Origin of the sequence: Desulforhabdus amnigena, assembly GCF_027925305.1 — a bacterium.
GTDB classification, from domain to species: Bacteria; Desulfobacterota; Syntrophobacteria; order Syntrophobacterales; family Syntrophobacteraceae; genus Desulforhabdus; species Desulforhabdus amnigena.
In genome coordinates this window covers 925,867-939,814 of sequence record NZ_BSDR01000001.1, presented here as the reverse complement: position 1 = coordinate 939,814, position 13,948 = coordinate 925,867, and the positions used below count along the sequence as shown (strand labels likewise).

Annotated in this window: 12 protein-coding genes and 1 tRNA gene; 6 read left to right on the top strand and 7 right to left on the bottom strand. The window is 49.7% G+C overall.

Annotated features, from left to right (window positions below; genetic code table 11):
* Positions 1–22: 22 nt before the first annotated feature.
* The 3 genes from QMG16_RS04145 to QMG16_RS04135 form a co-directional block, all read right to left on the bottom strand.
* Positions 23–892 carry an esterase/lipase family protein gene (locus QMG16_RS04145; protein WP_281792408.1) on the bottom strand — a complete coding sequence of 290 codons (870 nt, stop codon included), beginning with the start codon at positions 890–892 and terminating at the stop codon, positions 23–25.
* Positions 893–895: 3 nt separating this feature from the next.
* Positions 896–1,588 (bottom strand): HAD family hydrolase, encoded by a 693-nt coding sequence (locus QMG16_RS04140; RefSeq protein WP_281792407.1) that lies wholly within the window; start codon positions 1,586–1,588, stop codon positions 896–898.
* 180 nt (positions 1,589–1,768) lie between these two features.
* The gene (locus QMG16_RS04135; RefSeq protein WP_281792406.1) at positions 1,769–3,715 is read right to left on the bottom strand and encodes an ASKHA domain-containing protein; all 1,947 of its coding nucleotides are present in this window, start codon (positions 3,713–3,715) and stop codon (positions 1,769–1,771) included.
* A 319-nt stretch (positions 3,716–4,034) separates the two neighbouring features.
* Here QMG16_RS04135 and QMG16_RS04130 point away from each other — a divergent pair, with 319 nt between their 5' ends.
* Both QMG16_RS04130 and QMG16_RS04125 read left to right on the top strand, forming a co-directional pair.
* Entirely contained in the window at positions 4,035–5,126 is a 1,092-nt protein-coding gene (locus tag QMG16_RS04130) for a hypothetical protein (protein WP_281792405.1), read from the top strand.
* A gap of 10 nt (positions 5,127–5,136) precedes the next feature.
* Entirely contained in the window at positions 5,137–5,424 is a 288-nt protein-coding gene (locus QMG16_RS04125; RefSeq protein WP_281792404.1) for a Smr/MutS family protein, read from the top strand.
* A 121-nt stretch (positions 5,425–5,545) separates the two neighbouring features.
* Here the strand turns inward: QMG16_RS04125 and QMG16_RS04120 are convergent, their stop codons facing one another.
* Positions 5,546–5,839, bottom strand: a complete 294-nt coding sequence (locus QMG16_RS04120) for a hypothetical protein (protein ID WP_281792403.1) — start codon at positions 5,837–5,839, stop codon at positions 5,546–5,548.
* Between the two features lie 43 nt (positions 5,840–5,882).
* The gene (locus QMG16_RS04115) at positions 5,883–6,296 is read right to left on the bottom strand and encodes a hypothetical protein (RefSeq protein ID WP_281792402.1); all 414 of its coding nucleotides are present in this window, start codon (positions 6,294–6,296) and stop codon (positions 5,883–5,885) included.
* Here QMG16_RS04115 and QMG16_RS04110 point away from each other — a divergent pair.
* Entirely contained in the window at positions 6,285–7,337 is a 1,053-nt protein-coding gene (locus QMG16_RS04110) for a carbohydrate kinase family protein (RefSeq protein ID WP_281792401.1), read from the top strand. The genes QMG16_RS04115 and QMG16_RS04110 overlap by 12 nt on opposite strands.
* A gap of 67 nt (positions 7,338–7,404) precedes the next feature.
* Here QMG16_RS04110 and uvrB read toward each other — a convergent pair whose 3' ends face one another.
* Together uvrB and QMG16_RS04100 are read right to left on the bottom strand one after the other, a co-directional pair.
* Positions 7,405–9,417: an excinuclease ABC subunit UvrB gene (uvrB, locus tag QMG16_RS04105; RefSeq protein WP_281792400.1), complete on the bottom strand. Its 2,013-nt coding sequence runs from the start codon at positions 9,415–9,417 to the stop codon at positions 7,405–7,407.
* 142 nt (positions 9,418–9,559) lie between these two features.
* Positions 9,560–9,633 (bottom strand) — tRNA-His (locus QMG16_RS04100).
* A gap of 499 nt (positions 9,634–10,132) precedes the next feature.
* Here QMG16_RS04100 and QMG16_RS04095 point away from each other — a divergent pair.
* The 3 genes from QMG16_RS04095 (at position 10,133) to QMG16_RS04085 (ending at position 13,728) form a co-directional block, all read left to right on the top strand.
* The gene (locus tag QMG16_RS04095; RefSeq protein ID WP_281792399.1) at positions 10,133–10,687 is read left to right on the top strand and encodes a hypothetical protein; all 555 of its coding nucleotides are present in this window, start codon (positions 10,133–10,135) and stop codon (positions 10,685–10,687) included.
* 22 nt (positions 10,688–10,709) lie between these two features.
* The gene (locus QMG16_RS04090; RefSeq protein ID WP_281792398.1) at positions 10,710–11,867 is read left to right on the top strand and encodes a hypothetical protein; all 1,158 of its coding nucleotides are present in this window, start codon (positions 10,710–10,712) and stop codon (positions 11,865–11,867) included.
* Positions 11,868–12,507: 640 nt separating this feature from the next.
* Entirely contained in the window at positions 12,508–13,728 is a 1,221-nt protein-coding gene (locus tag QMG16_RS04085; RefSeq protein ID WP_281792048.1) for an IS110 family RNA-guided transposase, read from the top strand.
* Positions 13,729–13,948 lie beyond the last annotated feature (220 nt).

Sequence of the window (13,948 nt, the reverse complement as noted above, 5' to 3'; positions counted from 1 at the left end):
ATCTTTCAGCAGATCCGGTTCATTAACAAATTGTCCATTTTTCTTCATAATTTTTGATGTATTCCATAATCTGCTTTGCTGTTGGACGATGAAAGAGTACCGCCACGTGACTTATAGGGGAAATTCTCTGGTGAGACCATGTTGGGCAACGGCTTCGAAGCGCTTCATTGGGCAAGACCATATTGTCAACGGGGGAATAAAACGCTACACGGGGAATGTCTGGATTGGGGGAACACTGCTCCATCTCTTCAATAAGAGGGCCTCTGTAGGCCAGGTTTTTCACAAGCCTTCCCAAGCCTAAGACGGCCATTTTGCTTCCCTGGTGTGGAGTTCCCAAAGTAATGACGGCAGCCACATCGCTCTGCATGTCTGTTGCGTCCGCATATGCCCGGCACAAAAGCCCTCCAAGACTGTGTCCCAACAGGATCACTTTCCTTCCCGGTAAAAGAAAACAGATTTTTTTCACGAATGTATTCAATTGTTGCAGGCATTCATCAAAGTTGGAGTGCCAACTATTGTAGCTGAATGCATATACGTTCTTGAAGCCTGCGCGCTTCAGCCACCAGTGGTACAAGGTCCAGGCCGCCGGATTGTGGTAGATGCCGTGAACTAGAATGACAGGGGGAAAATGACAATGTGTATCCGCTTCCGGATGCCAGAGCCTTTTGCAGAATCCGGCGGGATAAAAAATCGCTACCAGAAAGAGACTCAGACAACTTGAAAAAATTCCGCTGGCGAGCCAGAATTTAGTCTTTCCCCCGGAAAGACGGTCCAAACAATTGCGGTAGGAAGTATTTGCGGTTTCATACCAAAAAAATGCATATGTAAGAAGGGATAATGAAAGAAACATCATTCCCGATATCAGCAGTACAACAAGGAAAAAACCTATCATTGTTCACAATCCTTTCCCCTGGAAAAAATCTAGAATTCCATACAGATTTTCCACCACCCAGTCCGGAGCTTGTTTCTCGCTCCTTAGAATCCGGGCCAAAACGGACCTTTCTTTTTCCGGACGATTGAGTACCCACAGGGTTTTCATGCCAACTCGTTGAGCGGGTTCCATATCCAGTTCATAAGAATCTCCCACCATCCAGCATAAACAATCCCTCTCCCCGGTTCTCTTTATCGCTTGCTCAAAAATGCCCAATGACGGTTTCTTGCATCCCTCACGATAACTCAACAGGTGGTAATCCAAAAGCTCTATGATTGCCGGGCAGTTCCGACACAACCCTTCGTAAAAGGGGTGCCAGATGTTTGAGATAACCCCCAGTCTGTAACCCATTCGACGCAGTGATTTCAAAATCAGGGAAGCTCCGGAAATCTCTTTGACGCTCTCTATTTGGTCGTGCCAAATCGCTTCCAGGGCGGTGAGGAGTTCAGATGATTGGCGATAAGGCAAAAGCGTTTCCAGAGGTTCCAAGAGGTGCATGGGATTTTCCGCGTAGTGAGTCATGATCAGTTTTCCAACCCGTTTGGTTTCTTTTTCCGTCAATTTGAGGCGGTCTCCCAGTAAACGTCGTGCAGATTTTTCTCTGCCGGTCACAAGGGTTTGCCCGATATCGAAGAAGATCACCTGATTTTTTGACATGACATTCTCTCATCATCCCCTTGGCATATTGCAGATGTCGCAGAGCGAGAGGAAAACAGGCAGTTTTGAATTCTCCTTATTCCCTGCACTCTCTTTGTCTTCTGCGGTGAACTGCCACGCAGGAATCAGGCAAGGAGGTGTGAAAGCACTCCAGAAGGTATGGTGCGGTTTGTTTCCGATTCATTTGGAGACTTTTTTCCTCTGATTCAACTTCTGTTCTACCGAAGGAAAGAGTTCCATATGAGTGTGCGGCAGGAAGAGGGATGCCACGAATTCATTCATGAACTCCGGGTGAACGGATAACTCGAAATAAGTCATTTGCTTCGCGATGGCTTCGGCTTTGGCGAATGCATGAGAAGAGAGCAGAGCAAAGCGGGAACCGGCGAGGGAGCTGTTTCCGATAAAGCGAATGCGATCTTTGGGGATATCGGGAAGGAGGCCTATGAAAATGGCTTTTTCAATATCCAGGTGTGCGCCAAACCCCCCTGCAACATAGATATGTTGCAAATCGTTGAAGCTCATGTCAAAGTTTTCCAAAAGCACTTTCATGGCGGCAAGAATTGCACCTTTGCTCTTGATGAGGTTTGCGATGTCATCCTCCGTAACGACCACCGCCTCTCCCGTTTCTGTCTCTTCGCCTTCGGCCAGGACAAACTCGGCCACTTCGTTTGTGAATCGTACATGGGGGTGATCGAATTGAATGAATTTGCCTCTTTGGTCGATCACCTCTTCAGCCACCAGTTCAGCCAGGAGATCTATCAAGCCGGAGCCACATATGCCGCGGGGCTTGCTTTCTCCGATGACAGTGTATTCAAGTTTTTTCCCAGAGAGAATGATCTTTTCAATGGCGCCCTTGGTGGCTCGCATTCCACACTTGATTCCTCCTCCTTCAAAAGCGGGACCGGCAGATGCTGAACAGCAGACCAACCATTCACTGTTTCCAATGACGATTTCCCCGTTAGTACCCACATCGATCAATGCGCTAACTTCAGGCTGATCGTTCATTCCGCAAGCGAGAACTCCTGCAGTGATATCTCCACCAACGTAACTGCTGACACAGGGCATGCAGTGAAGGAGTGCTTTAGAATGTCCTTTAAGACCGATTTCTGCAGTCTGGAAAGGGGGAAAACGATTTGCCGTGGGGATATATGGCTGGAGGCGTATGTGGCAAGGTTCAAGGCCCAGAAGAAGATGGGTCATCGTTGTATTGCCGGAGGCTACAAAACAGGTGATATCCTCCATGCTTATCCGCGCTTTTTCGCTGATGGACTGCACCAGGGAATTGATTGTTGTGATAACGGCTTCTGTCAGAGGCTGCAATCCACCACGGGTACAGGCAAAAATCATTCTGGATATGACGTCTTCACCGTAGCGGGCCTGGCGGTTGAGGCTTCCCTCGACACCTATAACGGTTCCGGTTCGAAGATCGATCAGCTGTGCCACAATCGTCGTTGTGCCCACGTCCACCGCTACCCCATAATTTTGAGCGCTTGTGTTGCCCGCTTCAATATTTCGGATGTGAGGACAATTAAGGTCTCGAAGATGTAGAGTCGCCGTTGTCTTCCAGTCGTTCTTGCGCAGGAGGGATGCCAGTCCCCATAGGACGGAAAAATGGGCCTGAATCTGAAAGTCGGGAAGCCTCTTTCTGATTTCTCGATAAATCCGGTCAAGGTCGGAAACGCTATCGGTCAAGGTGGGTTCGGACAGTTCAAGATAGAGCTTTTGACAAAGAGGTGAAAAATAGGGAATTTTGACGAAATCGGGTCCTTTTTCGAGAGGAGCGGGAGCTCCATAGTTCAGGAGTTGATCGGTGGTCAGAATGCGTTCTTCTTCTTTGCGTGAGTTTATAGGAATGAAGACTTCAATGTCCTCATCTCGCACTTCGGTTTGACATGCGAGCATGTAGCCGGATTCGATCTCTCCCTTTTCGAGAAAGCCAATCTGTTTGCTCAGGAATTTCACTTTTCCCTTGAGAATTTTGACGCGGCACTTACCGCACACTCCTTGACCTCCGCAGAGGTTATTGATGTCTATATTGCCGCGCGATGCAACATCCATGAGGGTTTCCCCGCACTGCGCCTCAATCGTTTTGTTTTCTGGTTGAAAAGTGACTTTCACTGATCCCATAGATCATCTCCTCTCGTGTACAGGAAAGTTCTCTCACCATAAAAGCTTAAACAGGCAATGACGCTCATGAAGTTCACAAAATTTACATCTTTTCTCTCCCCTTGACCACATACAGTGAATAAGCTAATCTTTTATATGAAAAATGGCTCATGGCTCATAGCTCATAGCTCATGATAACATCGCTTTTCAAAAACTCTTCCCGCTTTCCTTATTGCCTTGCATCTCTTTTTTTTCGTTTTAACCCGCCGCGTGATGGGAGTTAAAGAAAAGATGATGAACGATTGTAACCGCTGTAGCTGCTGGCCACAGGTGCCCCCCGATGAAAACAAAGAAACGTAGGATTCTGGCTTATTATATAACCCCCCATGGGTTTGGACATGCAGTGCGTTCCCTTGAGGTGATCCGGCAATTATATCTCATGAGTGACTCTGTAGATGTTATCGTGGTTTCCGACCTTCCACAGTTCCTCGTCGACGAAAACGTTGGGAGATCTCTTCCCATACGCAGAAAGCGCCTCGATCTCGGCCTGGTGCAGAAAGACAGCCTGCGTTTTGATCTGGATGTATCCTTGAAAGTACTGGAGGAGCTCTACGAGAGCAGAGAATCTCTGATAAACGAAGAAATTGCATTTCTTGAAAGCGAGCAGGTCGATGAAATTGTTTGCGACATTCCTTTTCTTCCCTTTCTGGCGGCATCGGAATATGGCGTTCCTTCACTGGGCATGAGCAATTTTACCTGGGACTGGATCTACCAGGCATATGCTCAATCCGATTCCCGATGGAGCCCTCTGGTTCGCTGGATACGCGAATCATATGGGGCATGCGGTCATTTCCTTCAGCTGCCCATGCATGGAGACTGTTCGGCATGTCCTCATATCGAAGATGTCCCTTTGGTGGCACGCAAATCCACAAGAGACCCGGAAAAGACCCGAAAAATCCTGGGATGCGAACCGGGCAAAAAGGCCTGCTTGATTTCATTTGCCCACCTGCATCTGGATGAAAAAGCACAAAGAAATCTCGAAAGAATAGACAATGCTCTCTTTTTTTACAAAAAGCCCCTGAGCTTCCATTTCGGCAATTCTCGTTGCCTGGATGCATTTAACCTTTCCTATGCGGACGTTGTGGCAGCCATGGACGCGGTGATCACCAAGCCCGGCTATGGAATTGTTTCGGACTGTCTGGTTCAGGGAACTCCGGTTATTTTCACCGACCGAGGTTTTTTCCCGGAATACGATATATTGGTAGATGAAATGAGACGTCATCTTGCCACTTTTTTCCTGCCATTAGAAGATTTTTATGCAGGCGAATGGGAACCTGCCATCACGGCCCTCGATGCATTGCCGCGTTTAGAGAGCAAGGTCAGAAGCGACGGAGCCGAAGTTTGCGCCCGAGCCATTTTGAGCCGTCTGTAAGGAGAGTGATATGGATGAACACAGTCTCGAAGAGCCGGTGGTGGTGCCCATTGAAGATACATTGGATCTACACACATTTCGTCCGGAAGAGGTGAAAGAGCTTCTGGACGATTATTTGGAAGCTGCTCTTGTGAAAGAATTTCATGAAGTCCTGATCATTCATGGAAAGGGAAGCGGAACACTCCGAAAAAGAGTGCACTCCATTTTGCACAAGCACCCTTTGGTTTCAAACATCCGACAGGCCGGTGCCCTCCAAGGAGGGTGGGGTGCCACGATTGTCGTACTGAAAAGAAATTAGAAGACAATCCACGACGCTGATTTTTACGGAAACAAGCTGGCATGTTTCCCGCCGAAGGCTTTGAAAAGACCAACCTTTCCAAAATCGCTGCAGGAACATTTGCCGGTTGAGATCGTCCTCCCTACCTTTGGTTGGATGAGATTTCGTAGCGCTTGATTCGCGAATCAGGTTTGATACTGCCCATGACGCAATACAGATTTCCTCCAAGGCCCAATGTTTTCATTGTTTTTGGGTCTATATCCAGTTCAATGACTTCGCATGGTTTTGTCTGAATCACATTCCCCTCTCCATCATAGAGGACGAGATTGATGGAATGTCCCTTGAGATTGTTCCGACTGCTGATGACATTTCTGACGACAAGAGTGACATCATTTTCATCTTTCTTCACCAGCTCGGCAAAGTCACCTTCAACCATGAAAGAGGGCCCAAAGACACGTTCTTTGGACGGGGCAATTCCTTTACCCCCTGCTCCGACCATTTTCAGCAGCTTCAGGCTTTCTTCCGGATCCAGCTTTTCCCCCCCCGCTTTTTGAAGAAAACTTTGTGTCGATGATTTCCTGGAGGGCTTTTTCCTGGCCGGTCCCTGATGTCCCTTGAGGATCTTCGATCAAAACTTCAGGATCAAATTCTTTAGATATGACAACCTCTTGCACCGATGTTACTTGGGATTTGGGTACCCCTGCCTCTCCGCCAGCCATTTCGAACTTGTACTCGCCGTTTTCTTCCCAAAAGTAGGGTACATCAACGAACGTACCGTCTTTCATGTTGATTCGCATGGAACCGCCCCACGCTGTAGAAATTGCCACCACCAATGAAAAAATAACCATCATACAAGACAAATAGATCTTCCGTTCATCGCATTGAATCATCATTTTTTCATCCTTTTTTTGACTTTACCCATATCAATGGTTTCGAGTATAGAAGATTTCAAATCAATAGTACAGATATCCTCAATCGATAAGGGAGAAGAAAAGATGCGAATTTTCATTTCCGGCTCATTGGCCTACGACCGAATTATGGACTTTCCTGGACATTTTGCAGATCATATCCTACCGGAGAAAATTCATGTCTTAAATGTTTGCTTTAATATCAATGGATTAGTTGAGAAATTCGGAGGAACCGCCGGAAATATTGCCTACACTCTGGCCTTACTCGAAGAAAGGCCTTACATCGTGGCCACCGCAGGCGAAGACTTCGACCGCTACGAACAGTGGCTATCAAAAAACCAATTGCCCATGGATTGGATCAAAAAGATCCCAGGCGTTCTCACGGCGGGAGCATACATCACGACGGACCTGGACGACAATCAGATTACCGCTTTCAACCCAGGCGCAATGGCTTATGAATCGGAGCTGCCTCCGTTTAAAGAGATGGAAACGGACTTGATGATTTTCATAGGCCCTGGCAATAAAACAGACATGATGTCTTTGGCGGATTTAGCGCGAAGCGCCGGCAAGGCTTTTTTCTTTGATCCGGGACAAAGCCTCAATATCTGGCAAGGAAATGAACTCCGGGAGGCCGTGCACGGAGCGCTTTGTTTTATTTCAAATGATTATGAGCTTTCCCTGTTTTTGCAGATGACAGGGTGGTCTCTGAAAATGCTTTATCAGCATGTTCAAATGGTGGTCACTACAAGAGGTCCTGAAGGCTGCATTCTGGATCAGCAAGGTGAAAAAACGCTGATTCCAGCTGTTCCCGTTCATGAGGTTCTGGATCCCACTGGCGCCGGCGATGCTTTTCGTGCAGGGTTGCTGAAGGGGTGGAGTATGAAAATGCCATGGGAAGTCTGTTGTCAGATGGGAGCGGTCGCAGCCGCCTATGCCGTTGAACAGTATGGCACTCAGGAGCATTTTATGAGATGGGGAAGCTTCTGCCGAAGGTATGAAGTCCAATTCGGTCCGCTGCCTTGCTGAACTTTCTTTCCTGAAACCCATGCCTTGTCCATGCATCTTTTCGCCCCTGGATATATTGAAAATATTCTTATCCGAGCGTTAAGAGTTGATGTTGGCGTAGGCGCTTGATTTGATCCCGCATCAAGGCTGCCTTCTCAAATTCAAGCTCCTGTGCAGCTTCCTTCATCAACTTCTCCAGATGTTTGATGTGCTCGTCAATAGAGTCCGCCGAAGGGAGGGCATTAAGAATTTCCTGGGATTCCTCCAGTATCCATTCCTGTGAGGGGCTGAGATCCGGTTCCCTGTATTCGGCCATGACGTCCCCGATTTCTTTACGGATGGTCTGAGGCTCAATCTGATGTTCGGCGTTATAGGCCATTTGAATCCGCCTGCGTCGTTCTGTCTCTTCTATCGCACGGCGCATGGATTCCGTCACGCGGTTGCCATATAAAATGACCATTCCGTCCACATTTCTCGCTGCCCGTCCCGCTGTTTGAATGAGAGAGCGTTCGGAACGGAGAAAACCTTCATTGTCCGCATCGAGTACCGCCACCAGGGAAACTTCTGGAATATCCAATCCTTCCCGCAGCAGGTTGATCCCGACCAAAACGTCGTACTCGCCCAACCGAAGGTCTCTCACAATTTCGATGCGATCAAGAGTACTGATATCGGAATGCATATACCGGACTCTTATATTCAACTCCGTCAGGTACTCGCTGAGATCTTCCGCCATGCGCTTGGTGAGCGTCGTTACGAGCACGCGTTGTCGGGCAGCCACTCTTTTTCGAATCTCTCCGATGAGATTGTCTACCTGGAAATCGGCAGGACGCACCTCGATTTTGGGGTCTATGAGGCCTGTTGGGCGAATGATCTGTTCAGCCACATGCCCGACCGTTCGGGAGAGTTCATAAGGTCCTGGCGTTGCAGATACGTAGATCACCTGATTGATCTTCGCCTCGAACTCTTCAAAATTCAAAGGCCGGTTATCGAGAGCCGAAGGCAACCTGAAGCCAAAATTGACAAGAGTCTCTTTTCTGGCCCGGTCGCCTCGGTACATGCCGCGCACCTGCGGGATGGTGATGTGACTTTCATCGATGAGAAGAAGCCAGTCGTCGGGAAAATATGAAAGGAGGGTAGGGGGAGGCTCGCCGGCTTTGCGCCCATCGAGGTATCTCGAGTAATTTTCGATACCGCTGCAGTAGCCCAACTCGAGAAGCATTTCCATATCCAGCCGGGTTCGCTCTTCGATGCGCTGTGCCTCGATGAGTTTGCCGCGGCGGTAGAAATCTTCCAGGGATTCCGACAGTTCATCCTTGATGGCCAAAATGGCTTTCTCCAACTTTCCTCGATCGGTGACATAGTGAGTGCCTGGATAGATGGCAATTTTTTCCAATACCCGGAAAGTTCTCCCCGTGAGAGGATCTATCTCCTTGATGCTCTCGATTTCATCCCCAAAGAACTCAACGCGAATCGCCCGCTCTTCTTCATAGGCGGGGAAAATCTCCAGAACATCACCGCGGGCTCGAAAGGTTCCGCGATGAAAGTCGATGTCATTGCGTTCATATTGAATTTCGACAAGTTTCCTCAATACCTGTTCCCGAGAAATCTCCATATTCGTCTGCAGCGAAAGGAGCATTCCCTGGTAGGTTTCGGGAGAACCCAGACCATAAATACAGGAAACGCTTGCCACAATAATGACATCGTTTCTTTCGAGGAGAGAACGTGTCGCCGAATGACGCATTTTATCAATGGTTTCATTGATGGATGCATCTTTTGCAATATAAGTGTCTGTTTGGGGCAGATAGGCTTCGGGCTGGTAATAGTCATAATAAGAGACAAAATATTCAACGGCGTTTTCGGGAAAAAACGACTTGAATTCTCCATAAAGCTGTGCGGCAAGGGTTTTGTTGGGGGCCATAACAAGCGTCGGTTTTTGCACTTGTGCAACCACGTGAGCCATGGTGTATGTTTTTCCCGACCCCGTGACTCCGAGAAGGGTTTGTTCTTTGACTCCACTACGGATGCCCGCAACCAGCTTTTCGACAGCTTGGGGCTGATCTCCCGTTGCCTGCCAGTCGCTTCTGAGAATGAAAGGTTTCATGGACGTAAATGATTCCCTCTTGTGTTGCCCACTGTTTGACAAAATGGACTGAAATTGAGCCATTTTAAAAAATTTTAAAACAGTCGAACGGAAAAAAAAAGGACCGCAACAGCGGTCCCTGGCATGATTCATTTGAGTGAGGGGTGAGTGATCGGACTTGAACCGACAGCCTCTGGGGCCACAACCCAGTGCTCTAACCAATTGAGCTACACCCACCGCACATTTGATAATCAACCTTCGCGGTCAAAACAGAGTATCAACTATCACGGTCATTGAAAAACATCAAGCAAAAACTCTTCACTTTCATTGGTTGAAAGGTTCTTTTTGGGATGCGGCTCTTTTGAAAAGACTGGAATCATAAGCATAATATCGATGCGAATATTTTTTGAACCGGGCGACCAGCCCTTTTTCACAGCATTCTGAAGACAACAGTTTACACGTTCCTTACAACTCACCATTGTCTAATATCTGAGTCTCATCTAACCATCGGGCGCGTAGATACATTGAAGATGTTGCAAATCTTTTTGAAGTTTATATTTATTGTATGGTTCTTGAGAACTTTTCTTTTGAATTAAAATCAATGAATAAAAAATTTTTCCTTTTTTGTTCCCCTTGTTTAAAGGGTTTTTTCGTTGACAACACAAGGTCCTGCATTAGGGCGTCCAAAAATGGCCTCTGAGGGCTGATTTTAGTGCTCGGGATTTGGGCCACATAAGTGTTGGACAGGTTGTGTCCACAGTTGTACGATAACCTGGATTTTATCAGCCATAATCCGGGAGGTAAGTACAATGATCAAAATACACATCCTCAGTGGCAGCGGCGGCGCATCTCGGTGGGCGGGTGCGCTATGAGTCCGGAGACCAGATACAAAAGGAGCCGGGATAACTGGAAACAGAAAGCCGCGTGCAGAGCTGAGAAGAACCGCTACCAGAGCAAAGAGCTGGCCCGAGTCAAGGCGGAGCGCGACAAGTTCAAAAAAGAGCTCAAGGAGAGCCGGGCTCGTGTACACCAACTGGAGAGCCAGGAACGGGTGATTGTCCTCCAGAGCAAGGTGGATCTGGTCTTCTTGGCCCTGCAGCTGTTTGTGGTGGCTCGCATCGGGTTCCGGGCCGTGAGCCGGGTGTTGGGCATAATGATGGGAGCCATGGGTTTAAAAAAAAGTCCCTTGTCCACAGACCATCATCAACTGGGTGACCAGGCTCTCTCTGGTGCGCATCCGGTCCGCCCCGATGCTACAGGGGCTGCCAGTGGCGAAGGCACCGTTTTGTAACGGACTTATCTGGATGATCGACATGAGCATTGGTCTGGGAACGGGTAAGATTCTGACTGTCCTGGCTCTCAACGCTCATCACCATCAACTCTGTCCAGTTGCCCCCGGGCTTCAAGATCTCCATTGCATGGCGGTATCAGTGGCCGATTCCTGGACGGGTGAGTCTATTGCGGCCTTCCTCGATCGCCTCATCGCCTCAGCGGGACGCCCGGCTGCTTACCTCAAAGACGGAGGCACCGATTTGCAGAAAGCCATCCACCTACTCGGTGCGCAAGGACTGGCAAGCCCGTGCATTGACGACATCTCCCATGTCATTGCCAATCTGCTCAAGTGGTGGTATCAGGATCATCCGCTCTTCGAAACCTTCCTTTCTGCCTGTGGCCGGGTCTCGGGCAAGCTCAAGCAGACGGTGCTCGCGTGCCTGGCTCCCCCGAAGGTGCAGACCAAAGCGCGCTTTATGAATGTGCACCGCCTTATCAGATGGGCAGAACAACTGCTCAGACTCTCTCCTGCCGGAGGTGCCCGGAAGGGCTCCACCCTCTCAAAGCTGCGAGCTTGTCTGGACCGGCTGCCCTCATGCAGGGCTTTCATCAAGCGATTCCGAGACGATGCCGTACCACTGCTCGAGTGCCAGAAGATTTTCAAGGCTCGAGGGCTAAGTCACTCCACGATAGCCCAGTGCGAGCCATTTATCCAGGCCATCGGCTCAAGCCCTGTTCGTCGTGAGTTCGTCGCCTACCTGCAAAACCAACTCCAAATCGCTGCCAAGCTTGGTCTGGATCATATCGGTCTGCCAGTGACCTCCGATCCAATCGAGTCGCTCTTCGGACTGGGAAAGTTTCACGGCACGGGAGAGATCAAGGATGCCAATCGTATCGCCCTTCGCCTGCCCGCCCTGTGCGGCACTCCCACCCGGGCCGAAGCGGAGCAGGTGATCAAGATCAGCGTTGCCGAAGAGCAGCAGATCACTGGCCGCTTCACCTCTTTGGTCAAACAGAGACGAGAGGTGCTCCCACATCCTGACCGTCTCGAGAGCTTGAGCACAGAGCAGGCTGGGACTCACCTCAAACTCATTGCCAGTGCCAAAAACCGGGAAAATAACGGAAAAATACTATATATTCCAATATCTTACAAGGAAACCCATGGCCCGCAGCTACAGTGTCAAACAGGGCATGGCTAGGCGCAAAATGCCCACACATGGGCCATTTTAGAATGGTAGGAGCATTGCTTCCCAGTGCCGGGGGTCAAAAACCAGTCAATGGGCGTTCGCCGATTTGGACGCCCTAGTCCTGCATGGTAGGAGATTTTCGCCGTTAGAGTTCATATTCTTTACTCTTGCGAAAGAGTTTGCGGTTTTTCTAATTTGAGTCGATCAAAATATATATAGGAATGGGTTGCCTCCAATCTCTCTTCTCGATCTCTCTGTCTGTGGAAATATTCTTAGTACGGTGTGGCAACTAGTACGGAAGCAATATCGTCACGGAAGACGACATCAAGCAATCTTTATCACAGCTAACGTTCATGCCGAGATGTTCGCGGCACCCCTGATGATGAAAGGTGGTATAACGTTCATGCCGAGATGTTCGCGGCACCCCTGATGATGAAAGGTGGTATAAAGGGAGCTGGCGAGGGCGAGGTCGCGCAAGTGAATACGTGGCTTGGACCCAGTCAGCTAACGAGACCCATTGTTTCGCATCGCACCCCGGATTGCTTCTATAGAGAGCGCACGGTAATAGGGCCACGGGTGCCGGGCACCCGCAGGTTGATTCGAAACATGTCCTCGCCATCTCAACATACATTTTACAGGAGGAGTCGAGGACATGGAACTGGAACCGATCCACAAGAGCGCTATAGGCCTTGATGTTCATCAAAAGCATGTGACGGCCTGTCTGATTGCGGAACAGGAAGACGGATCGATCCACACGGAAACACTGACTTTCGGTACGTTTAAGCGGGATCGGCGAGCTTTGGCCAGGTGGGCCAGAGACGCCAACCCCGAAATTGTGGTCATGGAGAGCACGGGCATCTACTGGAAGAGCATCTACTCGGCCTTGGAACGCGAGGGAATCGTTGCCGCCGTTGTCAATGCCCGACACGTCAAGCAGGTTCCCGGTCGCAAAACGGATGTGGCCGACAGTCGCTGGCTGGCCATGCTGGCCCGTTGCGGCCTGCTTCGCGGGAGCTTCATTCCTCCAGAAGAACTGGGAAACCTCCGTCTGATTTCCCGTGAGAGACAGAAGCTGGTTGGGATGCTTGCCAGTGAAAAGAACAGGCTTCATAAAGTCCTCACGGATGGCGGAATACGTCTTTCCGTGGTGGTCAGTGATATTCACGGTCAAGCCGCCCGGCATATGATCGAATGTTTGATCGAGGGCGGAACACCCCTGCAGGCGCTGGAGTTTGCCAACTCCAGGCTCAAAGCCACTCCCGAGGAGTTGCTCGACGCACTCGATGGCGATTTGACTCCCGCCCATCGATTCGTCCTGCGCGAAATCCTCCAGCACATCCGTGAGCTCGAGGCCCGTATCGCTCGATTCGACACCCAATTGCTGGCTGAACTGGAGTCTCACCGCTGGGCTCTGGACCTTCTCCAGACCATACCTGGAATCGATGCCGTGGGTGCGGCTATGTTGATCGTCGAGATCGGACTGGACATGGAGGCCTTCGGCTCCCCACAGCGTCTGGCCTCGTGGGCCGGGGTCTGCCCTGGCAATAACGAATCCGCCGGAAAGCGAAAAAGCGGTCGCATTCGCAAGGGCAACCCATATGTACGACGACTGTTGTGCGAAATGGCCAATGCCGCACGTCGTACCAAAAGCATGTTCCAAAGCAAGTATTCGGGGCTTGTCATACGCCGGGGACACAAGCGCGCCATTATTGCTTTGGCTCATAAGATTCTGAAAATCGTTTTCATTCTGCTCAGTCGCAGGGTACCTTATCGAGATTCACAGGTGGATTACAAAGAGCTGATGGTTCAGCGCAATGCTCCTCGATGGATCGCGGCTTTGCGCCAGTACCATATGCTGCCCACTGCGATCTGAACAGACCTTACCACAACTCAGGTTTTTTTCAATCCGCCCAAAAGCGGAGATGGTGGACTGTTCCCGAGAGCTCATAGTACTTTCACGGTAAAGGGAGCTGGCGAGGGCGAGGTCGCGCAAGTGAATACGTGGCTTGGACCCAGTCAGCTAACGAGACCCATTGTTTCGCATCGCACCCCGGATTGCTTCTATAGAGAGCGCACGGTAATAGGGCCACGGG